At 71.7% G+C, this 25,233-nt stretch carries 27 protein-coding genes; 5 read left to right on the top strand and 22 right to left on the bottom strand.

Features of this window, described 5'->3' with window-relative positions:
• Nucleotides 1–51: 51 nt before the first annotated feature.
• From FHU28_RS04780 to mqnC, 12 genes are all read right to left on the bottom strand, one after another.
• Nucleotides 52–2,562 (bottom strand): NADH-quinone oxidoreductase subunit G, encoded by a 2,511-nt coding sequence (locus FHU28_RS04780; RefSeq protein WP_184681262.1) that lies wholly within the window; start codon nucleotides 2,560–2,562, stop codon nucleotides 52–54.
• Entirely contained in the window at nucleotides 2,562–3,878 is a 1,317-nt protein-coding gene (nuoF, locus tag FHU28_RS04775) for an NADH-quinone oxidoreductase subunit NuoF (protein WP_184681260.1), read from the bottom strand. Before nuoF ends, FHU28_RS04780 begins: the two co-directional genes overlap by 1 nt.
• On the bottom strand, nucleotides 3,875–4,972 hold the full coding sequence (gene nuoE / locus FHU28_RS04770; RefSeq protein WP_184681258.1) for an NADH-quinone oxidoreductase subunit NuoE: 1,098 nt from the start codon (nucleotides 4,970–4,972) through the stop codon (nucleotides 3,875–3,877). The genes nuoF and nuoE overlap by 4 nt, the downstream gene beginning before the upstream one ends.
• Nucleotides 4,969–6,294 carry an NADH-quinone oxidoreductase subunit D gene (locus FHU28_RS04765; protein ID WP_073826339.1) on the bottom strand — a complete coding sequence of 442 codons (1,326 nt, stop codon included), beginning with the start codon at nucleotides 6,292–6,294 and terminating at the stop codon, nucleotides 4,969–4,971. Before FHU28_RS04765 ends, nuoE begins: the two co-directional genes overlap by 4 nt.
• Nucleotides 6,291–7,025 (bottom strand): NADH-quinone oxidoreductase subunit C, encoded by a 735-nt coding sequence (locus FHU28_RS04760; protein WP_184681256.1) that lies wholly within the window; start codon nucleotides 7,023–7,025, stop codon nucleotides 6,291–6,293. The genes FHU28_RS04765 and FHU28_RS04760 overlap by 4 nt, the downstream gene beginning before the upstream one ends.
• The gene (locus FHU28_RS04755) at nucleotides 7,022–7,702 is read right to left on the bottom strand and encodes a NuoB/complex I 20 kDa subunit family protein (protein ID WP_030500771.1); all 681 of its coding nucleotides are present in this window, start codon (nucleotides 7,700–7,702) and stop codon (nucleotides 7,022–7,024) included. Before FHU28_RS04755 ends, FHU28_RS04760 begins: the two co-directional genes overlap by 4 nt.
• Nucleotides 7,703–7,713: 11 nt before the next feature.
• On the bottom strand, nucleotides 7,714–8,079 hold the full coding sequence (locus FHU28_RS04750; RefSeq protein WP_013283601.1) for an NADH-quinone oxidoreductase subunit A: 366 nt from the start codon (nucleotides 8,077–8,079) through the stop codon (nucleotides 7,714–7,716).
• A gap of 133 nt (nucleotides 8,080–8,212) precedes the next feature.
• Nucleotides 8,213–9,487 carry a geranylgeranyl reductase family protein gene (locus FHU28_RS04745; RefSeq protein WP_184681254.1) on the bottom strand — a complete coding sequence of 425 codons (1,275 nt, stop codon included), beginning with the start codon at nucleotides 9,485–9,487 and terminating at the stop codon, nucleotides 8,213–8,215.
• Nucleotides 9,488–9,621: 134 nt separating this feature from the next.
• A complete protein-coding gene (locus FHU28_RS04740; RefSeq protein WP_030500769.1) occupies nucleotides 9,622–9,840 on the bottom strand; it encodes a hypothetical protein in 219 nt (72 codons plus the stop codon).
• Nucleotides 9,841–9,915: 75 nt separating this feature from the next.
• The gene (locus FHU28_RS04735) at nucleotides 9,916–10,626 is read right to left on the bottom strand and encodes a demethylmenaquinone methyltransferase (RefSeq protein ID WP_073826353.1); all 711 of its coding nucleotides are present in this window, start codon (nucleotides 10,624–10,626) and stop codon (nucleotides 9,916–9,918) included.
• A 98-nt stretch (nucleotides 10,627–10,724) separates the two neighbouring features.
• Nucleotides 10,725–11,984, bottom strand: a complete 1,260-nt coding sequence (locus FHU28_RS04730) for a cell wall anchor protein (RefSeq protein ID WP_184681252.1) — start codon at nucleotides 11,982–11,984, stop codon at nucleotides 10,725–10,727.
• A gap of 428 nt (nucleotides 11,985–12,412) precedes the next feature.
• Nucleotides 12,413–13,603: a cyclic dehypoxanthinyl futalosine synthase gene (gene mqnC / locus FHU28_RS04725; RefSeq protein WP_073826356.1), complete on the bottom strand. Its 1,191-nt coding sequence runs from the start codon at nucleotides 13,601–13,603 to the stop codon at nucleotides 12,413–12,415.
• Nucleotides 13,604–13,724: 121 nt separating this feature from the next.
• Here mqnC and FHU28_RS04720 point away from each other — a divergent pair, with 121 nt between their 5' ends.
• Genes FHU28_RS04720 through FHU28_RS04710 form a run of 3 tightly spaced genes read left to right on the top strand, consistent with a single transcriptional unit; the run spans nucleotide 13,725 to nucleotide 15,359 of the window.
• Nucleotides 13,725–13,889 (top strand): hypothetical protein, encoded by a 165-nt coding sequence (locus tag FHU28_RS04720; protein WP_184681250.1) that lies wholly within the window; start codon nucleotides 13,725–13,727, stop codon nucleotides 13,887–13,889.
• Nucleotides 13,889–14,653 carry a peptidoglycan recognition protein family protein gene (locus tag FHU28_RS04715; protein WP_260412843.1) on the top strand — a complete coding sequence of 255 codons (765 nt, stop codon included), beginning with the start codon at nucleotides 13,889–13,891 and terminating at the stop codon, nucleotides 14,651–14,653. Before FHU28_RS04720 ends, FHU28_RS04715 begins: the two co-directional genes overlap by 1 nt.
• Nucleotides 14,654–14,711: 58 nt before the next feature.
• The gene (locus FHU28_RS04710; protein WP_311773513.1) at nucleotides 14,712–15,359 is read left to right on the top strand and encodes a hypothetical protein; all 648 of its coding nucleotides are present in this window, start codon (nucleotides 14,712–14,714) and stop codon (nucleotides 15,357–15,359) included.
• Nucleotides 15,360–15,386: 27 nt separating this feature from the next.
• On the opposite strand, the gene paaE is transcribed toward FHU28_RS04710, so the two are convergent.
• The 5 genes from paaE to paaA are packed head-to-tail and all read right to left on the bottom strand — an operon-like array spanning nucleotide 15,387 to nucleotide 19,093.
• Nucleotides 15,387–16,499, bottom strand: a complete 1,113-nt coding sequence (gene paaE, locus FHU28_RS04705; RefSeq protein ID WP_184681248.1) for a 1,2-phenylacetyl-CoA epoxidase subunit PaaE — start codon at nucleotides 16,497–16,499, stop codon at nucleotides 15,387–15,389.
• Nucleotides 16,496–16,972, bottom strand: coding sequence for a 1,2-phenylacetyl-CoA epoxidase subunit PaaD (gene paaD / locus FHU28_RS04700; protein ID WP_184681246.1), 477 nt, complete (start codon nucleotides 16,970–16,972; stop codon nucleotides 16,496–16,498). Before paaD ends, paaE begins: the two co-directional genes overlap by 4 nt.
• Nucleotides 16,969–17,691, bottom strand: coding sequence for a 1,2-phenylacetyl-CoA epoxidase subunit PaaC (gene paaC / locus FHU28_RS04695; RefSeq protein WP_184681244.1), 723 nt, complete (start codon nucleotides 17,689–17,691; stop codon nucleotides 16,969–16,971). Before paaC ends, paaD begins: the two co-directional genes overlap by 4 nt.
• Nucleotides 17,688–18,032, bottom strand: coding sequence for a 1,2-phenylacetyl-CoA epoxidase subunit PaaB (gene paaB, locus FHU28_RS04690; protein WP_376700628.1), 345 nt, complete (start codon nucleotides 18,030–18,032; stop codon nucleotides 17,688–17,690). Before paaB ends, paaC begins: the two co-directional genes overlap by 4 nt.
• Nucleotides 18,029–19,093 (bottom strand): 1,2-phenylacetyl-CoA epoxidase subunit PaaA, encoded by a 1,065-nt coding sequence (gene paaA, locus FHU28_RS04685; RefSeq protein WP_128137401.1) that lies wholly within the window; start codon nucleotides 19,091–19,093, stop codon nucleotides 18,029–18,031. The genes paaB and paaA overlap by 4 nt, the downstream gene beginning before the upstream one ends.
• 365 nt (nucleotides 19,094–19,458) lie before the next feature.
• Between paaA and FHU28_RS04680 the strand changes: the two genes are divergently transcribed.
• Nucleotides 19,459–20,436, top strand: coding sequence for a hypothetical protein (locus tag FHU28_RS04680; protein WP_184681242.1), 978 nt, complete (start codon nucleotides 19,459–19,461; stop codon nucleotides 20,434–20,436).
• Nucleotides 20,436–21,371, top strand: coding sequence for a hypothetical protein (locus tag FHU28_RS04675; RefSeq protein ID WP_184681240.1), 936 nt, complete (start codon nucleotides 20,436–20,438; stop codon nucleotides 21,369–21,371). The genes FHU28_RS04680 and FHU28_RS04675 overlap by 1 nt, the downstream gene beginning before the upstream one ends.
• Nucleotides 21,372–21,427: 56 nt before the next feature.
• Here the strand turns inward: FHU28_RS04675 and FHU28_RS04670 are convergent, their stop codons facing one another.
• The 5 genes from FHU28_RS04670 to FHU28_RS04650 all read right to left on the bottom strand — a co-directional run bounded on the left by FHU28_RS04670 (nucleotide 21,428) and on the right by FHU28_RS04650 (nucleotide 25,022).
• Nucleotides 21,428–22,279: a menaquinone biosynthetic enzyme MqnA/MqnD family protein gene (locus FHU28_RS04670; protein WP_184681238.1), complete on the bottom strand. Its 852-nt coding sequence runs from the start codon at nucleotides 22,277–22,279 to the stop codon at nucleotides 21,428–21,430.
• A gap of 136 nt (nucleotides 22,280–22,415) precedes the next feature.
• Nucleotides 22,416–23,657 carry an MFS transporter gene (locus FHU28_RS04665; RefSeq protein ID WP_184681236.1) on the bottom strand — a complete coding sequence of 414 codons (1,242 nt, stop codon included), beginning with the start codon at nucleotides 23,655–23,657 and terminating at the stop codon, nucleotides 22,416–22,418.
• Between the two features lie 39 nt (nucleotides 23,658–23,696).
• Nucleotides 23,697–24,278, bottom strand: coding sequence for an ArsR/SmtB family transcription factor (locus FHU28_RS04660; RefSeq protein ID WP_184681234.1), 582 nt, complete (start codon nucleotides 24,276–24,278; stop codon nucleotides 23,697–23,699).
• Between the two features lie 55 nt (nucleotides 24,279–24,333).
• Complete coding sequence (locus tag FHU28_RS04655) at nucleotides 24,334–24,654, bottom strand: helix-turn-helix domain-containing protein (protein WP_184681232.1); 321 nt, start codon at nucleotides 24,652–24,654, stop codon at nucleotides 24,334–24,336.
• Entirely contained in the window at nucleotides 24,651–25,022 is a 372-nt protein-coding gene (locus FHU28_RS04650; RefSeq protein WP_184681230.1) for a type II toxin-antitoxin system RelE/ParE family toxin, read from the bottom strand. Before FHU28_RS04650 ends, FHU28_RS04655 begins: the two co-directional genes overlap by 4 nt.
• Nucleotides 25,023–25,233 lie beyond the last annotated feature (211 nt).

The following is a 25,233-nucleotide window of genomic DNA, read 5'->3' as shown; positions in this document are numbered from 1 at the left end:
TTTCGTTCGCGACCGCGAGGCGTACTCGCTCCGCTCGTTGCCTGCGCGCGCTCACTGTGCACTCCCGGTGTTCAGCAGCGGGTCCGGCCGGTCCGCGGCGTCCGCCGCGACCCGTCCGGCCGGGACGGCCGGACCGCCGGCGGCGCCGACGGAGACCTTCACCAGCGAACCGGACGTCGCGCCGAGGCTGCGCCGCACGGTGGAGCCGGGCGAGTTGGTCGGCAGCCAGACGACGCCGTCCGGCATCTCGGTGATCGCCGCCGGCAGCGTGACCGCGCCCCGGTCGGTGCCGACGGTGACCGCGTCGCCGTCGGCCACGCCGAGGGACTCGGCGGTGCCCTTGCCCAGCCGGACCACCGGCGGGCGGGCGGTGCCGGCGAGGTGCTCGTCGCCGTCGGTGAGGCTGCCCAGGTCGATGAGCTGGTGCCAGGTGGACAGCACGGCCTCGCCCGCGCCGGGCTGCCGGACGGCGGCCGGCTCGGCCGAGGGCGCCGACGGCCGCTCGACCCGGGTACGCGGCAGCCCGCCCAGCTCGCGGCGGATGCTCGGCACGTCACCGGTGCCCAGCCGCACGTCGAGCTGCGCGGCGATCGCGTCGAGGATCCGGGCGTCGGTCATCGCACCGGTGTCCAGCACCTTGTCGAACGTGCGCAGCCGGCCCTCCCAGTCCAGGAAGCTGCCGGCCTTCTCGACCACCGGCGCGACCGGCAGGACCACGTCGGCCCGGCGCGACACCGCGCTCATCCGCAGTTCCAGGCTGACCAGGAACGGCACCGCGTCCAGGGCCGTCTCGGCCAGGCGCGGGTCGGCCAGATCGGCCGGGTCCACACCGGCCACCACCAGGGCGCCGAGCTGACCGTTCGCGGCGGCGGTGAGGATGCCGTCGGTGTCGCGGCCGGCCTGGCTCGGGATCACCCCGGCCGGGATGTCCCACGCCTCGCCCAGCTCCGCGCGGGCGGCGGGCTCGGTGACCACACGGCCGCCGGGGAGCAGGTTGGGCAGGCAGCCCGCGTCGACAGCGCCGCGGTCACCCGCGCGCCGCGGCACCCAGACCAGCCGGGCGCCGGTACGCCGGGCGACGTCCGCCGCCGCCGACAGCCCGCCCGGAACCTCGGCCAGCCGCTCGCCGACGATCAGGATCGCGCCGGGCTGCCCCAGCGCCTCGGCCACCGTGGCGTGCTCGGCCAGCACGCCGGCCTCCTCGCCCGGCACCACGCGGGCCAGCTTCGCCCCGAGCTTCTCCAGGCCGCGCGTCGCGAACGGCGCGATCGCGTACACAGTGAGCTTCTTCTTCAGGTACGCCTTGCGCAGCCGCAGGAAGAGGATCGGGCACTCCTCCTCCGGCTCCAGGCCGACGAGCACCACCGCGGGCGCGTTCTCCACGTCGGTGTAGGTCACGTCGGTGACCCCGGCGACGCTGCTGGCCAGGAAGTCGGCCTCCTCGCGGGAGACCGGGCGGGCCCGGAAGTCGATGTCGTTGGTGTTCAGCGCGATACGGGCGAACTTCGCGTACGCGTAGGCGTCCTCGACGGTGAGCCGGCCGCCGGTCAGCACCGCCGTGCCGGTCGCGCCGTCACGGGCCGCGCGCAGCCCCTCGGCGGCCCGGGTCAGCGCCTCGCTCCAGGACGCCTCGCGCAGCTCACCGGTCTTCTCGTCGCGCACCAGCGGGGTGCTGATCCGGTCGAACGCGCGGGCGTACTGGAAGCCCCAGCGGCCCTTGTCGCAGTTCCACTCCTCGTTCACCGCCGGGTCGTCGCCGGCCAGCCGGCGCAGCACCTTGCCGCGCCGCCAGTCGGTGCGCTGGGCGCAACCGGCCGAGCAGTGCTCGCAGACACTGGGCGTGGAGACCAGGTCGAACGGGCGGGCCCGGAACCGGTACTGCGCGCCGGTCAGCGCGCCCACCGGGCAGATCTGCACGGTGTTGCCGGAGAAGTAGGAGTTGAACGGGACGTCACCGGCGTCGCCGTCCTCGCCGTACTCCTCGTCCCGGTAGATGTTGATCTCCTCGTGCGAGGAGCGTCCCATCAGGTCGATGAACTTGTCCCCGGCGATCTCCTCGGAGAACCGGGTGCAGCGCTGGCAGAGCACGCAGCGCTCGCGGTCGAGCAGCACCTGGGTGCTGATCGGCAGCGGCTTCGGGTACTCCCGCTTGTGCTCGTGGAACCGCGAGTCCGTCCGGCCGGTGGACATCGCCTGGTTCTGCAGCGGGCACTCGCCGCCCTTGTCGCACATCGGGCAGTCCAGGGGGTGGTTGAGGAGCAGCAGCTCCATCACCCCCTCCTGGGCCTTCTTGGCGACCGGGGAGGTGAGCTGGGTCCGCACCACCATGCCGTCGGCGACGGTCTGGGTGCAGGAGGCGACCGGCTTGCGCTGGCCCTCCACCTCCACCAGGCACTGCCGGCAGGCGCCGGCCGGGGCCAGCAGCGGGTGGTCGCAGAAGCGGGGGATCTCGGTGCCCAGCTGCTCGGCGACCCGGATCAGCAGCGCCCCCTTGGGGGCGGTGACCTCGACACCGTCGATGGTCAGCGTGACGGTCTCGGTCTGCTTGGCTACGTCGGTCATCAGTGCGCCCCTACCAGGGTCTTCTCCGACAGCTTCGGAGCGGTACGTCCCTCGATGTAGTCGAGGTAGTCCTGCTTGAAGTACTTCAGCGACGAGGTGACCGAGCTGGTCGCGCCGTCACCCAGACCGCAGAACGAGCGGCCGAGGATGTTGTCGCAGGTGTCGAGCAGGGTGTCCAGGTCCTCGTGGGTGCCCTGGCCGGCCAGGATGCGCCGGTAGACCCGGACCATCCAGTAGTTGCCCTCCCGGCACGGGGTGCACTTGCCGCACGACTCGTGGTGGTAGAACTCCAGCCACCGGTAGGTCGCGTACACCGGGCAGTCCTGGTCGGAGAAGATCTGCGTGGCGGTGGTGCCCAGGATCGAGCCGGCCCCCGCCACCCCCTCGAAGTCCAGCGGCACGTCCAGGTGCTCGGCGGTCAGCAGCGGCGTCGACGAGCCACCCGGGGTCCAGAACTTCAGGTTGTGCCCGGGCTGCATCCCGCCGGCCAGCTCGATCAGCTCGCGCAGCGTGATGCCCATCGAGCACTCGTACTGGCCGGGGTTCGCGATCCGGCCGGACAGCGAGTAGATCATCGGGCCGGACGACTTCTCCGTGCCCATCGTCTTCCACCAGTCCGCGCCACCGAGCACGATGTACGGCACGCTGGCGATGGTGCCGACGTTGTTGACCACAGTCGGGCTGGCGTACAGGCCGTGGGTCGCCGGGAACGGCGGGCGCAGCCGGGGCTGGCCGCGGAAGCCCTCCAGCGAGTCCAGCAGCGCGGTCTCCTCGCCGCAGATGTACGCCCCGGCGCCGGAGTGCACCACCAGGTCCAGGTCGAACCCGGAGCCGAGGATGTTCCGGCCGAGGTAACCCTTGGCGTACGCCTCGGCGACCGCGTTGCGCAGCCGCCGGGCGGCGTGCACGGCCTCGCCCCGGATGTAGATGTACGCGCGGTTGGCCCGGATCGCGTACGAGGCGATGATGACGCCCTCGACCAGCGAGTGCGGGTCGTAGGTCATCAACGGCAGGTCCTTGCAGGTGCCCGGCTCGCCCTCGTCGGCGTTCACCACCAGGTAGTGCGGCTTGCCGTCGCCCTGCGGGATGAAGCCCCACTTCAGGCCGGTCGGGAAGCCCGCGCCGCCACGGCCGCGCAGTCCGGAGTCCTTGACCAGCTGGATCAGGTCGTCCGGGTGCGCCTTGAGCGCCTTGCGCAGGGCGGCGTAGCCGTCCAGCTTCTCGTAGGTGCCGAGCCGCCAGGCGTCCGGCGACAGCCAGCGCTTGGTGAGCACCGGCGTGAGCTTGGCCAGCGTCTCCGGCCGAGGAGTGGTCACTTCCGGACCCCCGATCCGTTCGCGTCCGCCGGGTCGGCGCCGTCCGCGCCCGTACCGGCCTCAGCTTCCTTGAGGTTGCGCTCCTGCGCGCCGACCGCGTCGCCGGCGGGCTTGCCGTCACCGGCCGGCGGGTTCGCCGCCGTGCCGGCCGCCTGCGCCGCCTGCGCGTCGCGGGGCACCGGCGCCGGGCCGTCCACCGGGACCTTGGTGCCCGGCGCGTCCGGTACGGCGGTGGCCGCGTCCGGCTGCCGGGTCTCGGCGGTACGCACCTGCGGCGACTTGGCGTCCGGCGCCTTCACGTCCGGCGCGGTGCTGCCGGTGGCCGCCTCCGGCTTGGCCGGCTCGGCGGCCGGCGCCGGCTTCGCGGCCTCGGCCTTCGCCTTCGCCTCGGCGGCGGCCCGGTCGGCGTCGGCCTTGCTGCGGATCGGGGTCTTCGGGTCGAAGCCCGGCACCGATACGCCGTGCTGCTCGGCCAGGCGCAGGCCGCGCAGGCTCGGCACGCCCGGCCCGCCGTCGGCCACCGCGCCGTCCCGCTCGTCGGCGAAACCGGCGAGCTGGACCGCCATCTCCTTGAGCGTGCACAGACGCGCGCCCCGGGTGGGCATCGGCCGGCCGCCGGCCCGCAGCTCCTCGACCACGTCGAGCGCGCCCTGCGGCTCCACGTTGTCGAAGAAGTCGTAGTTGACGGTCATGACCGGGCCGTAGTCACACGCCGCGAGGCACTCGGCGTGCTCCAGCGTGATCTTCCCGTCGGCGGTGGTCTCCTCGTGCCCGACGCCGAGGTGCTCGGCCAGGGCGTCGTAGACCTTCTGCCCGCCGAGCACGTCGCACATCGTGTTGGTGCAGACGCTGACCAGGTAGTCACCGGTGGGCTTGCGCTTGTACATGGTGTAGAAGGTGGCGACGGCGCCGACCTGGGCCTTGTTCAGCCCGAGCACCTCGGCGCAGAACTCGACACCGGCCGGGGAGACGTACCCCTCCTCGGACTGGACCAGGTGCAGCAGCGGCAGCAGCGCCGAACGCGACCGGTCGGCCGGGTACCGGGCGATGATCTCCCGCGCCCGGAGCCGGGTCTCTTCAGTGAACGTGCTCATCGGTCACAACCACCCATCACGGGGTCCAGCGAGGCGCCGCCGGCGATCACGTCGGCGATCAGGCCGCCCTCGGCCATCGCCGGGAGGGCCTGGAGGTTGACGAAGCTCGGCTCCCGGTAGTGCACCCGGTAGGGCCGGGTGCCGCCGTCGGACACCGCGTGCACGCCCAGCTCGCCGCGGGGCGACTCGATGGCGACGTACACCTGGCCCGGCGGGACCCGGAAGCCCTCGGTCACGAGCTTGAAGTGGTGGATCAGCGACTCCATCGACTGACCCATGATCTTCGCGACGTGCTCCAGGGAGTTGCCCATGCCGTCGACACCGATGGCGAGCTGCGCCGGCCAGGCGATCTTCTTGTCGGAGACCATCACCGGGCCCGGCTTCAGGCGGTCCAGCGCCTGCTCGACGAGCTTCAGCGACTCCCGGATCTCCGCGACCCGGACCAGGTAGCGGCCCCACACGTCACCGTCGGTGTGGGTCGGCACGTCGAACTCGTACGTCTCGTAGCCGCAGTACGGCATGGTCTTGCGCAGGTCCCAGGCGAGGCCGGCGGAGCGCAGCACCGGGCCGGTGACGCCGAGCGCCATGCAGCCGGTCACGTCGAGCACCGCGACGTTCTGCGTGCGCTCCAGCCAGATCGGCTGGCCGGAGAGCAGGTCCTCGTACTCCTTGAGCCGCTTCGGCATCAGCGTGAGGAAGTCGCGGATCTTGCGGATCGCGTCGTCCGGCACGTCCTGCGCCACACCGCCCGGCCGCACGTACGCGTGGTTCATCCGCAGGCCGGTGATGGTCTCGAAGATGTCGAGGACGTACTCCCGCTCGCGGAAGCCGTACAACATCATGTTGATCGCGCCCAGCTCCATGGCGGTGGTCGCCAGCCAGACCAGGTGCGACGAGATCCGGTTGAGCTCCATCATCAGCACGCGGATGGTGTTGGCCCGCTCGGTGATGTCGTCGGTGATCCCGAGCAGCTTCTCCACCGCGAGCGCGTACGCCGTCTCGTTGAACAGCGGGGAGAGGTAGTCCATCCGGGTCACGAACGTCGAGCCCTGGACCCAGTTGCGGTACTCCAGGTTCTTCTCGATGCCGGTGTGCAGGTAGCCGACGACCGAGCGGGCCTCGCGGACCGTCTCGCCCTCCAGCTCCAGGACCAGCCGGAGCACGCCGTGGGTGGACGGGTGCTGCGGACCCATGTTGACGATGATCCGCTCGTCGTTGATCGGGTCCGCGCCGGAGACGACCTCGTCCCAGTCCCCACCGGTGACGGTGAAGACCTTGCCCTCGGTGGTCTCGCGCTCGGTCGCGTAGTTCGACGTGGTCACTGGTACGACCTCCTCCGGTCCGGCGGCGGGATCTCCGCACCCTTGTACTCGACCGGTACGCCGCCGAGCGGGTAGTCCTTGCGCTGCGGGTGACCCTCCCAGTCGTCCGGCATGAGGATCCGGGTCAGGGCGGGGTGGCCGTCGAAGACGACGCCGAACATGTCGTACGCCTCCCGCTCCTGCCAGTCGGCGGTCGGGTAGACGGCGGTGACGCTCGGCACGTGCGGCTGCTCGGCGGAGACCGCCACCTCCAGCCGGACGATGCGGCGGTAGGTCATCGAGGTCAGCTGGTAGACCACGTGCAGGCGCCGTTCCGCGCCCAGGTAGTCCACGCCGGACACCGAGGAGCACAGCTCGAAGCGCAGCGACAGGTCGTCGCGCATCACCTGGCAGACCTCGGCGATGCGCTCCGGGCGCACGTGCAGCGTCAGCTCACCCCGGTCGACCACGACCTTCTCGATCGCGTCGCCGAAGTCCGGGTACGCCTCCTCCAGCGCGTCCCGCACCTCGTCGAAGTAGCTGCCGTACGGGCGGGTCGCCTCCTCGATCGGCTTGCGCGGGCGGACCAGCCCGCCGTAGCCGGAGACGTCACCGGTGCCCTGGTTGCCGAACATCCCCCGGCCGGCCGGGCTGGCCGGCGGGTACTCGGCCGGAGCGGTGGAGCTGGCGCCGGTCGGGGTGGTCGGCACCGGCACCCCGCCGTCGTTGTTCTTGTCGTTCGGTGCGGTCATTTCGGGCCCCTATGCGACGCCTGAAGGTGGTTCTGCGCCTTCATCCAGTTCTCGATCCGCAGCTGCTCCTCGCGCCCCTCGCGGACGGCCTTCGTCCACTCGGCACGCCGGGCCTTGTCGCTGCGGTACGACGAGGGCATCGAGCCGTACGGCACGACCGGCACGTCACCGCGCGCCTTGCGGGCCTCCAGCATCTTGCGGCCGTTCGGGCCCAGCGGCTCGTGCATGATCTTCTCGCGCAGCTTGAGCACGGCGTCGATGAGCATCTCCGGCCGGGGCGGGCAGCCGGGAAGGTACATGTCGACCGGTACGACGTGGTCGACGCCCTGCACGATGGCGTAGTTGTTGAACATGCCGCCGCTGCTGGCGCAGACGCCCATCGAGATGACCCAGCGGGGCTCGGCCATCTGGTCGTAGATCTGGCGCAGCACCGGGGCCATCTTCTGGCTCACCCGGCCGGCCACGATCATCAGGTCCGCCTGCCGGGGCGAGGCGCGGAAGACCTCCATGCCCCAGCGGCCCATGTCGTAGTGCGGGCCGCCCGCTGCCATCATCTCGATGGCGCAGCAGGCCAGACCGAACGTGGCGCCCCAGACCGAGGTCTTCCGCGTCCAGTTGACCAGCTTCTCGACGCTGGTGAGCAGGACGCCGGAGGGGAGCTTCTCCTCGATGCCCATCTGCTACCTCCTCAGTCCCAGTCCAGGCCGCCGCGCCGCCAGACATAGGCGTATGCGACGAAGACCGCGACGATGAACAGGACCATCTCCACGAAGCCGAAGATCGGCAGGGCGTCGAAGGAGACCGCCCAGGGGTAGAGGAAGATGATCTCGATGTCGAAGACGATGAAGAGCATCGCCGTCAGGTAGAACTTGATCGGGAACCGGCCGCCGCCGACCGGCTGCGGGCTCGGTTCGATGCCACACTCGTACGCCTCGAGCTTGGCCTTGTTGAGACGCCGCGGGCCGGCGAGTCGGGCGGCGGCCACGGAGAACAGCGCGAACGCCGCAGCGAGGGCGAACAGCCCGATGATGGGTGCGTAAGGAGAGAGCGTCATCGTTGTCCCCTGCTCGTCCTTCCCTGACCTCGGTGGTTGGCCAAAATCACACTATTCACGTCCCTGGGACCTCGGTCGTCGGGGGGTCGATCTCTGTCCGGCTCGTGGTCGGTCGGCCGCGGCCGGTCGTCTCCTACACGGCCGGGGCCACCTTCGTCATCGCGTTGATGACCCGGTCCATCGCGTCCCCGCCGCGCGGGTCGGTCAGGTTCGCCAGCAGCTTGAGCACGAAGCGCATGAGCATCGGGTGCGGCATGCCGTGCCGGGTGGCCAGCCGCATCACCTCGGGGCGGCCGATGAGCTTCACGAACACGCCGCCGAGCCGGTAGTAGCCGCCGAAGCGGGCCTTCAGCTCCTGCGGGTACGCCAGCAACGCCCGCTCCCGCTCCGCGCCGGCCGGGCGGGCCAGCGCCTGCACCACGACCTCCGCGGCCATCTCGCCGGACTCCATCGCGTACGCGATGCCCTCGCCGTTGAACGGGTTGACCATGCCGCCGGAGTCGCCGACGAGCAGGACGCCACGGGTGTAGTGCGGGACCCGGTTGAAGCCCATCGGCAGCGCGGCCCCGAGGGTCGGACCCTCCGCATTGGACTCGTCGGTCATCCCCCACTCCTCGGGGGTGTTCGCGAGCCAGTCGGTGAGCAGCTTGCGGTAGTTCGTCTTGCCGAACGCGGAGGACGAGTTCAGCACGCCGAGGCCGACGTTCACCCGGCCGTCGCCGAGGCCGAAGATCCAGCCGTAGCCGGGCAGCAGCGCGTCGCTGCCCTTGGCCCGCAGCTCCAGCCACGACTCCAGGTAGTCGTCGTCGTGCTTGGCGGCTGAGCGGTAGTAGCGGCGGACCGCCACGCCGATCGGGCGGTCCTCCCGCTTGGTCAGCCCGAGGGCGAGCGGGAAGCGGCCGGAGACGCCGTCGGCGGCGACCACGAGCGGCGCGTGGAAGGTGGCGGGCTCGTTGTCCGGGCCGACCTCGGCCTGCACGCCGATCACCCGGTCGTCGGCGCCGAGCACCGGGCCGAGGACGTTGACGCTGGTGCGCAGCTTCGCCCCGGCGGCGACGGCCCGCTGCGCGAGCAGGTCGTCGAAGTCGAGCCGGGTCCGCACCAGGCCGTAGTTGGGGAAGCTGGCCAGGTCGGGCCAGTCCAGCTCCAGGCGCACCCCGCCGCCGATCACCCGCAGGCCCTTGTTGTGCAGCCAGCCGGCCTCGGGCGAGGTGTCCACGCCCATCCGGATGAGCTGCCGCACGGCGCGGGGCGTGAGCCCGTCGCCGCAGACCTTCTCCCGGGGAAACTCCGTCTTCTCCAGCAGCAGCACGCGTACGCCGTGCCGCGCCAGGTGGTACGCCGTGGCCGATCCTCCGGGACCGGCGCCCACGACGATGACGTCGGCGTCGTTCTCCACCGCGGTCATCCGCGCCTCCTCCCGCATGCTCGTGAAATGCTTCACAAGCCCATCCGGTTGGAGTCTATGACCGCCGTTACACCAGGCCGCGCTGAGGGGGGCCTAACTTCGTGGAAACGGGCCGGTAGGAGTGCCGAAACCGGTCAGGGGCGGGCCGGCGCGGCCGGTCCGAGCCCGGCGTCGAGCCGGATCGCCTCGGGCAGGTGGTCGCGCAACGCGCCGCCCGCCGCGCGGTCGAGCGCCGCCAGCACCTCGGCGACGACCTGCCGGACATCAGCGGGATCCGCGCCGGCCAACTCGCGGAGCTGGGCGATCAGCTCGGCGGCGTCGTCGTCGGTGGCGGCCTGGTCTGGTCCCGTCATGGGGGCGAGCCTACGGGACAAAGTAGACCAGAACCGGATATTCACGAAATGACCGGCTCGCGCCTGGTCGTCCGGTCAGTTTCGGACGGCCCGGTGCAGGGCCACCACGCCCCCGGTCAGGTTGCGCCACGCCACCCGGCCCCAGCCGGCCGCGCCGATCCGCGCGGCCAGCGCCGGCTGGTCCGGCCAGGCCCGGATCGACTCCGCCAGGTAGACGTAGGCGTCGGGGTTGCTGGACACCGCGCGCGCCACGGCCGGCAACGACCGCATCAGGTACGACAGGTAGACGGTGCGGAACGCCGGGTTGACCGGGGTGCTGAACTCGCAGACCACAAGCCGCCCGCCCGGCCGGGTCACCCGGGCCAGTTCGCGCAGCGCCGCGTCGGTGTCGTTGACGTTGCGCAACGCGAAGGAGATGGTCACCGCGTCGAAGCTGGCGTCGGCGAACGGCAATCGCAGCGCGTCCCCGGCCAGCAGCGGCACCGACGGGCGGGTGCGCTTGCCCGCGTACAGCATGCCCAGCGACAGGTCGGCGCCCACCGCGTACGCCCCGGAATGGGCCAGCTCCTCGGTCGAGACGCCGGTGCCGGCGCCCACGTCGAGCACCCGCTCGCCCGGGCGCAACCCGAGCGCCGCCCGGGTGGCACGCCGCCAGGACCGGTCCTGCCCGAAGGAGAGCACGGTGTTGGTCAGGTCGTAGCGGGCCGCGACACCGTCGAACATCGCGGCTACCTCGTGCGGCTGCTTGTCCAGGCTGGCGCGCTGGCCCTGCGGGGTACGGCTCACCCCTCCACTCTGCCAGCCGCGCGGCCCCCGCCCCGCCCCGGGTACGCGAGAGGGCGGGGTGGTCGCCCACCCCGCCCTCGCCGCGTCCTGCGTACCGGTCAGTCCTCGGTGCGCTCCTCGCCCGGCGTGACGAGCACCACCTTGCGGCGCCGGGACAGCATCATCAGCGCCACGCCGGCGGCGACCACCGCCGCGCCGATCCCGCCGATCAGGCCGACCTGCATACCGGTCACCGGCAGGCCACCGCCGCCGGTGCCGCCACCCGCGCCACCATCGGCGGTCGGGGTCGGCACCGCCGTCACGCTGCCGGTCGGAGTCGGCTCGGCGGTCGGCGTCGAGGTCGGCTGGACCGTCGGCGTCGGGCTCGGGGTCGACTGCGGGCTCTGGTCGACGAAGACGTCGAACTGGGCGGTGTTGTCGCCGTCGTCGGCCTCGGAGAACGCGCGGCGCTGCGCCGAGTTGGCGACCTTCGGCTGCTCCTCCGGCGTGCCGGAGGCCGCCTCCAGCCCGGCGGCCCAGACGAAGCCCGGCCGGAGCACCTTCTCGGCCACGTCCGCGCCGACCTTCACCCGCACGTCGGCGGTGTAGTACTGGCCGGGCTTGAGCACCACGCCCAGGTCCTCGCAGTACGCGTTGGCGAACCCGCCCAGGTCCTGCTCGACGCAGCCCTCGGGCAGCTCGGCGAAGGTGACACCGACCGGCAGTGTGATCCCGTAGCTGATGCCGGTGGCGTTCTCGCTGCCACCGTTGAACACGGCCCAGTCCAGCGGCGCGGTCTGGCCCGGCCGGACCGGGCGCAGGCCCGCCTCACCGGCGTCGTCGCCGTCGACCGCCACGTCGACGTACACGTCCTGGACCCATGTGGTGAGGTCGTAGCCGGGGTCGGTGACGGTGATGTCGTGGTCGACGGAGTCGAGCACCCCGTCGCCGTTGGCCGCGCTGATCGACACCGTCAGGGTGCCGGCCGCGCCCGTGCCGCCGGTGGAGAACAGCGGGAGTCCGAAGTCCTCAGTGGTGCCCGCGGGCAGATCGCCGAGCAGGCAGGAGAACGTGGTGCCGCGGATGTCGCAGCCCTTCGGCACCAGCACGCCCACCTTGCCGGTCTTGAGGTTCTTCGTCTCGACCGTGACCCGGACGCCCTTCGCGTCGACGGTCCCGGCGGTGTTGTTCACCTGGAACTTGAACGGCTTGGCCTTCGCCTCGGTGACGCCGTTGGCGAGCTGGTAGCTGAGCGGGATGAGCTGGAGGTCTGCCTTGCCGGCCGCCTGCGCCGGGCCGGCGAGCGCGCCGAGACCGGCGGTGGAGAGCAGGGCCACGACGCCGGCGCGCGCCAGCGTGGACCGGTAGCGGAAGGTCATTGTTCCCCCGGGGGGTAGGGACGCGCCGATCAACGCACGAACGAAGGGACGGTACCGGAGCGACGCAGCGTCGCGCCAGCGTCCCACGGTGGGAATTCCCATCGATTCGACAGACGGCAAGGGCGGGATGGTCACCCATCCCGCCCTTGCCGCGGTGCGTTATGTGAACGGCCCTCATGGGCCGATGGAGGACGACCGTCCCCGACGGACGCCGCCAGCGTAATGGCGTCGCCGACGTGCCGGGCCGTGCTCACCCGGGTCGCCGCCGACCTGTTACCTGCCTGCTCGCGGGCCGGATCGGTGGTGTCGCGCGGGCAGGCTAGCCGCCGGTGATCACGCAGGTGAAGACCCCTGGCGGAAGCTTCACCGGAAACGGGCGGAGCTCCGGCCGCACGACGGGAGCCGACCGGCCGAACGGGGGAACGAGGTCAGTTGACCTCGACCAGCGGCAGCGACTTCCCGGCCCCACCGCCGGGCAGCGCGATCGACGAGAAGTGCGAGACCACGCGGTCGTCGCTCGGGTCGTCGGCGGGCGTGTGGTGCACCGCGAGCCGGTTGTAGAGCGTGTCCCGCTGCGCGGGGATCCGGTCGGCCGACCGGATCATGCCGATCAGCTCGTGCAGGTTGGACCGGTGCCGGGCGCCGGCGGAGGAGATGACGTTCTCCTCCAGCATGATCGAGCCGAGGTCGTCCACGCCCATGTGCAGCGCGAGCTGCCCGACGTCCTTGCCGGTGGTCAGCCAGGACGCCTGCAGGTGCGGCACCGTCTCGAAGAACAGCCGGGCCACCGCGACCAGCCGCAGGTACTCCAGCGTGGTCGCCTGGGTGCGGCCCTTCAGGTGGTTGTTCTCCGGCTGGTACGTCCACGGGATGAAGGCCCGGAAGCCGCCGGTGCGGTCCTGCACGTCGCGGATCATCCGCAGGTGCTCGATCCGCTCGGCGTTGGTCTCGCCGGTGCCCATCATCATGGTGGCCGTCGACTCCAGGCCCTGCCGGTGCGCCAGCTCCATGACCTCCAGCCAGCGGGCGCCGGACTCCTTCAGCGGCGCGATCGCCTTGCGCGGCCGGTCCGGCAGCATCTCGGCGCCGGCGCCGGCGATCGAGTCCAGGCCGGCGGCCTTGATCCGGGCGATGGCCTCGTCCAGGCTCACACCGGAGACCTTCGCCATGTGCAGGATCTCGCTCGGGCCGATCGAGTGGATCGCGAGCTGCGGGTACGCCTTCTTGACCGAGGAGAACAACTCCTCGTAGTACTCCACGCCGTAGTCCGGGTGGTGCCCGCCCTGAAGCATGACCTGGGTGGCGCCCAGCTCGACCGCCTCGCCGCAGCGGCGCAGGATCTCCTCGGTCGGGTGGGTCCAGCCCTCCTTGTGCTTGGGGGCCCGGTAGAACGCGCAGAACTTGCACGCCGTCACGCAGACGTTCGTGTAGTTGATGTTGCGGTCGATCAGGTACGTGACGATGTTGTCCGGGTAGCGGCGCCGCCGTACCGCGTCGGCCGCCTCGCCCAGCGCGTGGAAGGGCGCGTCGATGTAGAGCAGCAGCGCCTCCTCGGGCGTGATGCGCCCGCCGTCCGCGCCGCGTTGCAGGATGTCGTCGATCTCCCGGTTCGCCGTCACACTCCCGAGCGTACGCCGACCGCCCCCGGCCCCGACCGGCCCACCCTGGGGATCCGGCGCGGAAAACACGGTGACGAGCGCCACGCCCCCGGGAATTCCATCGATAACCTACGATTCATCGATGACTGACGCACCCGTACCCCGCACGAGGCGCGCGTTCCGCCGGCGCGCCTTGCTCGTCCTCGCGCCACTCGCGGCCGGCGGCCTGGCCCTCGCCGCCGGCCCTCGCCCCGCCGCGGCGGCCACCACCGCGCCGGAGTGCCTCGCCGACCTGCTGGAGCGCTGATGGCCACCATTCCGTGGCTCGCCGACGTGCTGCGCTCGGCCGGCGTCACGGTGGTGGAGGAGGGCAACTGGCTCGGCCGCGTGGCCGGCAGCTCGTTCAACCCGATCGGCGTGCTCTGGCACCACACCGCCGCCGCCTCCAGCGCCACCAACCCGCACCCCGCCCTGGGCATCTGCATCAACGGCCGCTCCGACCTGCCCGGGCCGCTCTGCCACGCGCTCGTCGACTACAACGGCGTCTTCCACGTCATCTCCGGCGGGCGGGCCAACCACGCCGGGTCCAGCCGCGGCAGCGGGCCGATCCCGGCCGGTGACGGCAACACGCTCCTGGTCGGCTGGGAGATCGACTACAACGGCGTCGACCAGCGGATGACCCCCGCCCAGTACTCCGCCTCCGTGCTCGCCACCGCCGCCGTGCTGAGGCGGCTCGGCCGCGACGCCTCCTACGCGCGCGGGCACCGGGAGACCAGCACCACCGGCAAGATCGACCCCTCCTTCATCGACCTCGACAGCATGCGCGCCGACGTCGCCCGGCAGCTCACCGGAAACCCACCCCTCGAACTCTGGAAGGACGACATGAAGCTCATCCAGTCCACCAACCGGGGCATCGCCCTGGTCGGCCCCGGTTACTTCCGCCTGCTTCGCAACAACGAGGAGGTCTACGCCGCCGTCGCGCTCGTCGGCAACCCGCTGATCGGCAACGACCGCCAGTTCGACCTCTGGCGCAGCATCGCCTTCGACGGCGAGGTCAAAGCGCCGAGCTGAGCCGCGTCCGGGCGACGGGCGCGTCGGCGGTCTTGCGTCCGTCGCCTAGGCTCGCGGCGTGTCCGTCGCATCACATCCGCACACCCCGGTAGTCGTGGCGGGCGCCCGCCCTGCCCTCTGGTCCCTCGCCATGACAGCCGTGGTGGCCGGCCTCGGCCTCGCCGTGATCGTGGTGAACACGCTCGTCGGGTACCTGACCGTCGGCCTGTCGCAGGCCGTGCCGATCTGCCTCGGCCTGGCCGGCTGCTTCACCGTCGCCGTCGCCCTGCGCCTGCTGCACCGGGCCTGGTGGCTGGCCGTCCTGTCGGTGGTGCCGGCCCTCTTCGTGCTGGTGGGCAGCGTGCAGCTCGCCCCCGAGGCGGTGCTGCAGCAGCGGGGCGTCGCCCAGCAGGTCACCATCACCGACGTGCAGACGTCCGGCAAGCGGCACGAGTTCGCGCTCCGCGGCGACTCCGGTCCGCTCGACGAGCCGCTCGTATACCGGGGCAGCGCTCCCGGCTACCGGGTCGGCCAGCAACTCACGGTGCTCACCGACCCGCAGGGGCAGGTGGAACTGGCCGACGCCGAGAAGGTCGACGTCGGCGGCAAGCGGAGCATGCTCGTGCTCGGCGCGGTCGGCTGGACGCTGTTCGCGCTCCTCGCCGGATGGCGTGGCCACGTCCGGCGGGCCCGGGGCCGTCAGGCCATGGCGCCGCTGTCGATCTGACCGGCGGGCGCCGGCCCGCCGGTCAGCTCACGCGTCGTAGTCGACTGTCAGCTCGTCGGTGACCGGGCTCGACTGGCAGGTCAGCACGTAACCAGCGGCCACCTCGTCGGGCTCCAGCGCGTAGTTGCGCGCCATCGTCACCTCGCCCGAGACCACCCGGGCCCGGCAGGTCGAGCACACCCCGCCCTTGCACGCGTACGGCAGCTCGCCGCGCACCCGCAGGGCCGCGTCCAGCACCCGCTCGTCCCGGCCCATCGTGAAACTCGACGAGCGCCCGTCCAGCACGATCGTCACCTCGGCGCCGGCGCCGGACCGCTCGACCTCGCGGCGCACCGGCTCCGGCGGGGCGTCGACGTGGAACAGCTCGGTGTGCACCGCCGCGTCCGGCACGCCGCGACCCGCCAGCACCGCCTTGGCGTCCACCACCATCCCGTACGGGCCGCAGAGGAACCACTCATCGATCTCGTCCCCCGGTACGACGGTGTCGAGCAGCCGGGTCAGCCGGTCGGCGTCGATCCGACCGGACAGCAGCGCCGACTCGCCCATCTCCCGGGACAGCACGTGCACCAGGTGCAGCCGGGTCGGGTAGCGGTCCTTCAGGTCGGCCAGCTCCTCGGCGAACATCACCGAGTTCGCCGTGCGGTTGCCGTACACCAGCGTGAACGTGCTGCGCGGCTCGACCGCCAGCGCGGTCGCGGCCAGCCCGAGCACCGGGGTGATGCCGGAACCGGCGACCACCGCGCCGTACCGGCGGGCCCGGTCCGGGGCGAACGCGGAGGTGAAGTGGCCCAGCGGCGGCAGCACCTCGACGGTGTCGCCGCCACGCAGCGCGCCGCAGGCGTACGCGGAGAACGCCCCGCCCGGCACCTCACGCACCCCGATCCGCAACCGGCCGTGCCGGGCCAGCTCGTCGGGGGTGGAGCAGATCGAGTACGACCGCCGCACCTCCCCGCCGTCGGCGTCGGCCGGGCGGCGGACGGTGAGGTGCTGCCCGGCGGAGAACGCGAACGTCTCGCGCAGCTCCTCCGGCACCGCGAACGTGATCGACACCGAGTCGTCGGTGAGCCGGTCCACGGCGGCCACGGGCAGCGGGTGGAAGACCGGCCGGCGGCGAACCGGCCGCGTGATGGTGACAGTCACAGCGCCTTCAGGTGGTCGAAGGGTTCGGAACAGGAGCGGCAGCGCCACAGCGCCTTGCACGCGGTCGAGCCGAAGCGGCTGATCTGCGTGGTCTCCGGCGAGCCGCAGCGCGGGCAGCGTACGGCCAGGGTCAGCGGCACCACTGTGTCGTCGCCGCGCGAGGCGGGCGGGGCGATGCCGGCGGCGGCGAGCTTGGCCCGGCCCGCGTCGGAGATCCAGTCCGTGCTCCACGCCGGGTGGTAGACGGTGCGTACCTCGGCGTCCGGATGCCCGGCGGTGGCCAGCGCCCGGCGGATGTCCTCCCGGATCACGTCCATGGCCGGGCAGCCGGTGTAGGTGGGTGTGATGGTGACGACGACCCGGCCGGTGCCGGGCTCCTCGTCGACCGCGCGCAGGATGCCCAGCTCGTCGATGGTGATGACCCGGATCTCCGGGTCCACCACCGCCGCCGCGGCGTCCCTCGCGCTTGTCACCAGCTTGCTCCGGGGTGGGCGCGGTGCAGCACCTGCATCTCGGCGAGCAGGTAGGAGAGGTGTTCGGTGTGCAGGCCGTCCCGGCCGCCGCCGGGCGTCCAGCCCGTCTCCGGGCGGGTGAGCGTCGCCTCGTCCAGCACGGCGGCCACAGTGGCGTCGAAGTCGGCCCGAAGGGTGGCCGGGTCGACCGGCGCCGCCGGATCGGGGTCGAACAGCTCGTGGACGTACGGCCACACGTGGTCGACCGCGTCCTGCATGCGCCGGTGCGACTCCTCGGTGCCGTCGCCGAGCCGCTTCACCCACAGCGCGGCGTGGTCCAGGTGGTACGCCGACTCCTTGCGCGCCTTCGCGCCGACCGCTGCCAGCCGCTCGTCCGCGCAGCTGGCCAGCGCCGTGTACAGCGGCACCTGGTACGCGGCCAGGAAGAACAGCTTCGCCATGGTCACGCCGAAGTCGCCGTTGGGCAGCTCGACCAGCAGGCAGTTGCGGAACTCGCGGTCGTCGCGCAGGAAGGCCAGGTCGTCCTCGTCCCGGCCGGCGCCCTCCAGCTCGCCCGCGTACGTGAGCAGCAGCCGGGCCGCGCCGAGCTGGTCGAGGGCGATGTTGGCGAGCGCGATGTCCTCTTCCATCTCCGGCGCGCGGGAGGTCCACTCGCCGAGGCGCTGCGCCGCGATGAGCGCGTCGTCGCCGATGGCGAGCGTGAAGTCGAACCGGCTCATAGGTGCGCCGCCCCTTCGGGGACCTCGTAGAACGTCGGGTGCCGGTAGACCTTGTCGGCGGCCGGGTCGAAGAAAGCGTCCTTCTCGTCCGGGCTGGACGCGGTGATCGCGCTCGCCGGCACCACCCAGATCGAGACGCCCTCCTGCCGGCGGGTGTAGAGGTCGCGGGCGTTGCGCAGGGCCAGCTCGGCGTCGGGGGCGTGCAGGCTGCCGACGTGGGTGTGCGACAGGCCACGGCGGGCCCGCACGAAGACCTCCCAGAGGGGAGAGGACGCGCCGCTCACGCCGGGCTGGCCGGGCATGCCCTCACGGCCCTCGCTTCGCTCGGTGCGTTCGCTCATGCCGCTACCGCCTTTCGTTCCGCCCGCTTCGCGGCGTACGCCGCGGCGGCCTCCCGTACCCACGCGCCGTCGGCGTGCGCCTTGCGCCGGTGCGCCATGCGCTCCCTGTTGCACGGCCCGTCGCCCTTGATGACACGCATCAGCTCGGCGTAGTCGGGCTGGGTGTAGTCGTACGCCTGGCGCTCGTCGTTCCAGCGCAGGTCCGGGTCGGGCAGGGTGAGGCCGAGCACCTCCGCCTGGCCGACGCACATGTCGACGAAGCGCTGGCGCAGCTCGTCGTTGGAGAAGCGCTTGATCTTCCAGGCCATGGACTGCGCGCTGTGCGTCGAGTCGCCGTCGGGCGGGCCGAACATGGCAAGTGACGGGTACCACCAGCGGTCCACCGCGTCCTGGGCCATCGCCTTCTGCGCCTCGGTGCCGTGCGCCAGCGTGTGCAGGATCTCGTAGCCCTGCCGCTGGTGGAACGACTCCTCCTTGCAGACCCGGATCATCGCCCGGGCGTACGGCCCGTAGGAGCAGCGGCACAGCGGCACCTGGTTGACGATCGCCGCGCCGTCCACCAGCCAGCCGATGGCGCCCACGTCGGCCCAGGTCAGCGTCGGGTAGTTGAAGATCGAGCTGTACTTCTGCCGCCCGTCGAGCAGCAGCTCCACCAGCTCGTCGCGGCTGATCCCGAGCGTCTCGGCCGCCGCGTACAGGTAGAGGCCGTGGCCGGCCTCGTCCTGCACCTTCGCCAGCAGGATGGCCTTGCGCTTGAGTGACGGTGCCCGGCTGATCCAGTTGCCCTCCGGCTGCATGCCGATGATCTCGGAGTGCGCGTGCTGGGCGATCTGCCGGATCAGCGTCCTGCGGTACGCCTCGGGCATCCAGTCGCGGGGTTCGATCTTCTGGTCGGCGTTGATGACGTCGGCGAAGTACGCCTCGACGTCCTCGTCCGGCGCCGCGCCGCCGCGCCGGGCCCGCGCCGCCGCTTCGCGCAGCGCCGCCTCCGCCGCCTCCACCTCGCCGAGCAGGCCGCCGCCCGGAGCGTCCTCCGGCGGGGCGAAGTCATTGCCATACATGGAGCCAGTGTTACAGCTCGGAACGATTGACACTAGAGGGTGTAACAGCTTTCGCGAGCCACCTTCCGTGATCGGACAAGCGCCTGCCGTGGTCGGTGGCCATCGGAGAGTTGGTGTGATGTCGATTACTCCGTGAAGATGAAACCCCCCAAGGCTGGCAAAGCATGTCAATAACCCGCCCTTCCGGCCAAGTCGGCGGGTGTCGAGACCTGGCATATCGACAGTCCGGAAGTAGACTTCCCCCGGCAAGCCGTTCGGCTCCAAGATCGTCACCGTTCAGGCCAATTCCCCCGGCCGTGTGGCGACCGGAGCGAAACCTGCGGAAGCGCCGGTCCCCCCGGCCATACATCTGGAGTTCACCACTCATGCGACCTCGCGTGACCATGGTGCTCGCCATCGTGGCGGTCCTCGTCGGTGGCGTCATGCTGGTGCCCGCCGCGTACGCCAAGTTCGCCGGCGGCAGCGGCGAGGGCGGCATCGGCGGTGGGCAGGTCCCGGCGCCGAGCCCGACCGCGCCCGCACCGCCGACGCTCGCCGACGCGCCGGTCTCGGTGAAGTTCGAGGGCGAGTTTTTCTCCTGGGCACTGATGGACCGCGAGACGGGCACCGTCACCGGCGCGAAGAACATGAGCCAGACCAGCTCCACCGAGTCGATGCTCAAGGCCTGGATCGTCGCGGACTACCTGCGCCAGCTCGGCGAGAAGGAGCCGAGCGACGAACTGAAGAAGGCGGCGATCCTGGCGATCCGCAACAGCGACGACGACGGCGCCAACAGGGTCTACCGGGCGGCCGGCGGCTCCTACCGGCCGCAGCCGGGCGGCAAGCCGGACCCGGTCATCGCGCGCGCGATCCGCATCTGCGGCCTGACCGACACCCGGCCCGGTGACGTGCCCGAATACAAGGGCTGGTGGAGCTTCACCGAGATGTCCCCCCGGGACGCGGTCCGCCTCGGCGACTGCATCGCCGACGGCCGCGCCGCCGGGCCCAAGTGGACGAAGTGGCTGCTCAGCGAAATGACCAAGGTGGCCGGCAGCGTCAAGCAGCAGAGGGAGCGCTCCGGCGGTGGCCGATGGGGCATCATCGACGGCCTGCCCGCGACGATCAAGGCGCAGGGCCCGGTGCACATGAAGAACGGCTGGACGCGGCTCGCATACGACGGCAACTGGCACGTCAGCTGCCTGGCGTTCACCGACAAGTGGAGTCTCTCGGTCATGATGCGCTACCCGAGCAGGGCCAGCCTGTCGTACGGCGCGGAGATGTGCGCCAGCGTCGCCACCCAGCTCGTGACGCCGCAGCCCGGCGCCGCGCTCAAGGTGCCGCAACAGCCAGCCGGGAAGCTCTGATGGCCGGCGTCCGGCGTCGGCCCGGCAGCCATCGCCGCCCACTGGCGTTCAGCGCGCTGGCAGTCGTCCTCGTCGGACTGCTCGGCCTCTCCCTGCGGGTGATCCCCGGCTCGCCGCTGGAGGCCACCGCGAACTCGCACCCCGAGCCGACGGCCGAGCGGTCCGCCAAGCAACCGGTCGACCGCAACGCGCCGCGCGTCGCCCCCTCACCGACGCTCACCCCGCTGCCGTTTCAGGAGAAGAACCTGGACAGCCTGAAGATCAAGGGCTGGTACGGCTGGTCCGTGCTGGACAAGCGGACCGGAAAGATCATCGGCTCGGCGAACATGGACGAGACCAGCACGACCGCTTCGCTGATCAAGTCCTGGGTGGTGGCCGACTACCTGCGCCTGCGCGCCGAGGACGGCAAGACGCCGAGCGAGGCGAAGCTGGCCGACGCCACGAAGATCATTCGCGACAGTGACAACACCCGCGCCCAGGAGTTCTACGAGAGCGTGGGCGGTTCCGACTCGATCGAGCGGCTGATCTCGATCTGCAAGCTCACCGACAGCGCGGTCGCCTCCGACGGCGGCTGGAGCCGCACCGAGCTGTCCCCTCGGGACACCGCCCGGCTCGGGCTCTGTATCGACGACGGCCGCGCGGCCGGGCTGAAGTGGACCAAGTGGCTGCTCAGCGAGATGCGCCAGGTACGCGCTCCCGGTGACTTCGGCATCCGCAAGGCGTTCCCGGCCGCCCAGCAGAAGAAGATCGCCATCAAGAACGGGTGGATCGACCGGGACAAGGAAGAGGAGTACCACGTCAACTGCCTCGCCATCGGCGACACGTGGACGATGGGCGTGATGGTCCGCAGCCCGTTCGGCGTCGAGGGCGGCTGGGAGTACGGCATGGACGCCTGCGAACGGATCACCAAGGCGCTGCTGCGCCCGGCGACCTGACCCGCCCCGCCACCTGATTCGCGCGGGCCGGCGCACCGGCCTGCGCGGTGGGCGGCTCAGCCCTGGAAGAACTCCGGTCCGCCGGCCGGCAACGCCGGCACCTCCCCGTACGCGGCCGCCCGGTGGGCGAACTCGCGCAGCCCGGCCACCTGACGCTCACCGAGCGAGAAGTCCAGCGCCCGGAAGTACGTGGCGAGCGTCTCCGCGTCGAACGTCTCCCAGCGGGCCGCCGCCTCCGCCACCTGGTCCAGCTCGGCCAGGCACAGGTCACGCGAGCGCAGGAACGCCTCGTGCACCTCCTTCACCAGGCCCGGGTGGGCGGCGGCGAAGTCACGGCGTACCGCCCAGACGGCGAAGACCATCGGCAGCCCGGTCCAGTCGTGCCACGCCTGGCCCAGGTCGGTCACTTCGAGGCCCTTGGCGGGCGCCTCGTAGAGCGCGCGCAGCGCCACGTCGCCGATCAGCACCCCGGCGTCGGCCTCCAGCAGCATCTGGGTCAGGTCCGGCGGGCAGCGGAAGTACTCCGGCCGCACCCCGTGGCGCTCGGCCAGCAACAGCTGGGCCAGCAGCACCCCGGTACGCGACGTCGAGCCGAGCGCGACCCGGGCGCCGTCCAGCTCACCCAGCGGGCGGGTGGACACCATGTTGACCGAGAGCACCGGCCCGTCGCTGCCGACCGCCAGGTCGGGCAGGAGCAGCAGGTCGTCGGCGTGCTTCAGGAACTCCACGAGCGTGATCGGGCCGATGTCGAGGTCACCGGCGACCAGGTCGGCGCTCAGCCGGTCCGGCGAGTCCTTGTGCAGGTCGACGTCGATGAGCGCGCCGGACCGCATCAGCCCCCAGTAGATGGGCAGGCAGTTGAGGAACTGGATGTGCCCCACCCGGGGGCGGGCGATGCGGTCGGCCATGACCCGACCGTATCGCCGCGGCCTCTCCCCCGCCGCCGGGGGAGCCGATCGAGTGGTGAACCCCGCACCCGGCGGAAAGGAAGGGCCCCCTATTAACGCCTCCGGTAGAGGAAGGGGCCCTTCTTAACACCAGCGGTCAGACCGGCTCCGCCGCCACGGCTTCGGCGGGGACGACGGCGCGCTCGGCGCGTACCGCCCGGCGGACCGGACCGAGCAGCGCCACCACGACCAGCAGGCCGGCCACGCCGCAGCCGGCGATCAGCGCGCGCGGGCCGGCCACCTCCAGCAGCAGGCCCCCGACCAGGTAGCCGCCCATCGCGGCGCCCTGTGCCGCCGCGCCGAAGACCGCGAACGCCCGGCCCCGGGCCGCCTCCGGTACCCGCCGGGCCAGCAGGAGGTTGTTGAAGACGTTGTCGCCGCCGTTGCCCACCCCGCCCAGCAGCCAGATCGGCACGAGCAGCCACGCCGAGGGCACCGCGGCCGACACGAGCACCGCCAGGCAGCATCCGCCGAGCAGCACCAGCCCGGCGCCGAGCAGCGCGCCGTCGTCGGCGAGCCGGCGGGCGACCCGGGCGAACAGCCACGCGCCGAGCACGACGCCGAGCGTCCACGAGCCGGTGACCAGCCCGTACACGGTGGCGCTGCTGCCGAGCGTCTCCCGGATGAAGAAGACCTCGATCACGTTCACCGCCCCGACCGCTCCGATCACCGCAGCCACGCTGCCGACCATCACCGTGAGCAGCGGGTCGCGCCGGAACCGCCACGGGGGCGCGACCGCCGCGGCCGTCCCGGCTGTCACCCGGCGGCCTCCCCTGCGGGTACGGACGAGCAGCCCGGCCGCCACCAGCGAGAGATAGCTGAGCGCGCCGAGGAGCAGCGGCACCCGGGTGCCGAACTGACCGACGAGGAGCCCGGCCAGCGCCGGTCCGGCGAGCGCGCCGAGCGTGCCGGCGGTCTGATTCAGCGCGCCGGCCCGGGGCAGGTCCTCGGGCCGCACCATGGCCGGCACCAGCGCGGAGATCACCGGCTGGGTGACCGCGAGGCCGGTGGCCAGCAACGCCACCAGTGTGATCACCAGCGCCGGCTCCGGGGCGTACGCGAGCGCCAGGCATGTCGCGCCCTGGCCGATCCCGGCGACGGTCAGCAGCACCCGGCTGTCCACCCGGTCGGCGAGGCGACCGGTCAGCGGCGCGAGCGCGACCAGCGGCAGCGTCGCGGCGAGCAGCAGCCCGGATACGGCGAGCCCACCGGCTCCGGCGGACTGGAGCGCCAGCGTGAGGGCGCTGGTGACCAGGAAGTTTCCGCAGCTGGAGATGCCGCGCGCGGTGGCCGCGAGCCAGACGTCCGGCCAGCGCGAGGAGCCAGATGCGAAGGACATACTTCGAAAATAATCCTTCACACCTGGCGGGCGCAACCCTCAATCGATAGGCATCGCCCGGTACTGCGCCGCCACCGGGCGGACCCCCGCGGGTGGATCGGTCCGGTTCCGCCGCCGGTACGGTTCCATCAGCGCCTGGATCGCCTGGTTCAGCCCGGTCAACTCCTCCGCGGTCACCAGCAGCACGCTGTCGCTGAGCCAGGTCGCCTCGTACCACTCCTGCGGCTCGTCCGGCGCCTTGCGCAACCAGTCCCGGACGCGCTGCGCGTCGCGGACCAGATGCGCCTCGACCAGGGCCGCCTCGGCCGCACGCGCCTCCGGGTCGGCATCGGGCCCCACCTCGACGTGGAACGACGGATTCACCGCCTGCCACACCCGCTCCCGCGCGTCACCCCGGCCGGGCGCCTGCCGGATCAGCCCGAACTTCGCCAGCTCACGCAGGTGGTAGCTGGTCGCGCTCGGCGACAGCCCGGCGATCTCGGCGCACTCGGTGGCCGTCGCACCGCCCTCCAGCGTGCCGAGATGTTCCATGATCGCCATACGGGCCGGATGGGCCAGCGCCCGCATCACCTGCGGGTCGCTGATCGTCACCCGGCGCTGCTCGGGCCGCGCCTCGGTCATGCCTCAATGATCCCGCGCCGCCGACACCCGGACACGCGAGGTGGAGCCCATCGGCTCAGGCGACCTTGAGCTGCTCGTCGCCGAAATCGGCGATGAGCTTGAGCGTGCCGCCGAGAGCGGCGATGTATCGCGCGAGCACGTCCTGGGTGGCGACACTGCCCGCCTCGATCTGCGACACCCGCGCGACCGACACACCCATCCTCGACGCGACCTGCTCCTGAGTCATCTCGCGCCGCTTCCGCAGCTCCGCGAGACGCCAGCCGCGGGCTTCGTCGAGCATGCCACCGATCGCGGCCTCGAATGCCTCCTCACCACCGGCGGTCTCCACCGCCCGGTCCAGGTGCGAGGTGTCACGCCACCGCTTGACGCTGCTCATCGAATCTCCTCCTGCCGCTCCTTGAGGTAGGTGTCGTAGAGCTGCTCCGCCTCGGGAATGGCATCCCGGTACCAGCGCGTCCACTGCCCCGACTTGTCGCCGGCGACCAGCAGAACCGCGGAGCGCCACGGGTCGAAGACGAAGAGAATCCTGATCTCGGTGCGCCCGGCCGACGGAGGCCGCAGCTCCTTGAGGTTACTGAGACGAGATGCAGTGATGCTGTCGACCAGGGGTCGCCCCTCGATGGGACCGTTACGTTCCAGCACCAGGATGGCCTGGTTCACCAGGCGGTGCGACTCACGGTCCGCAGCGTAGAGCTCATCGAGGAAGTCCTCGACCTGCCCGGTCATCAGGATCTCCCACTCCATTTCTCACCCCCGGACTTAAGAATATTATTAAGCACCCGGTTGGTCGAGTGCCACGCCCGGCAGCGAAATCCGGTGGTGTCGGCGACTGGATGGCCGTAGCGTGGATGGCCGCCCGACGGCCGCGGTGAGCATGCACCGCAGCGGACGTCCCCGCGCCGGGAGCAGGCCAACCGCCCCGGACACGCGAGCGAGCCTCAGTTGAGCCATCGGA

Origin of the sequence: Micromonospora echinospora (assembly GCF_014203425.1) — a bacterium.
Taxonomy (GTDB): Bacteria; Actinomycetota; Actinomycetes; order Mycobacteriales; family Micromonosporaceae; genus Micromonospora; species Micromonospora echinospora_A.
Note: the sequence above shows the minus strand (reverse complement) of the source record. Positions and strands in the feature narration are given on the sequence as shown.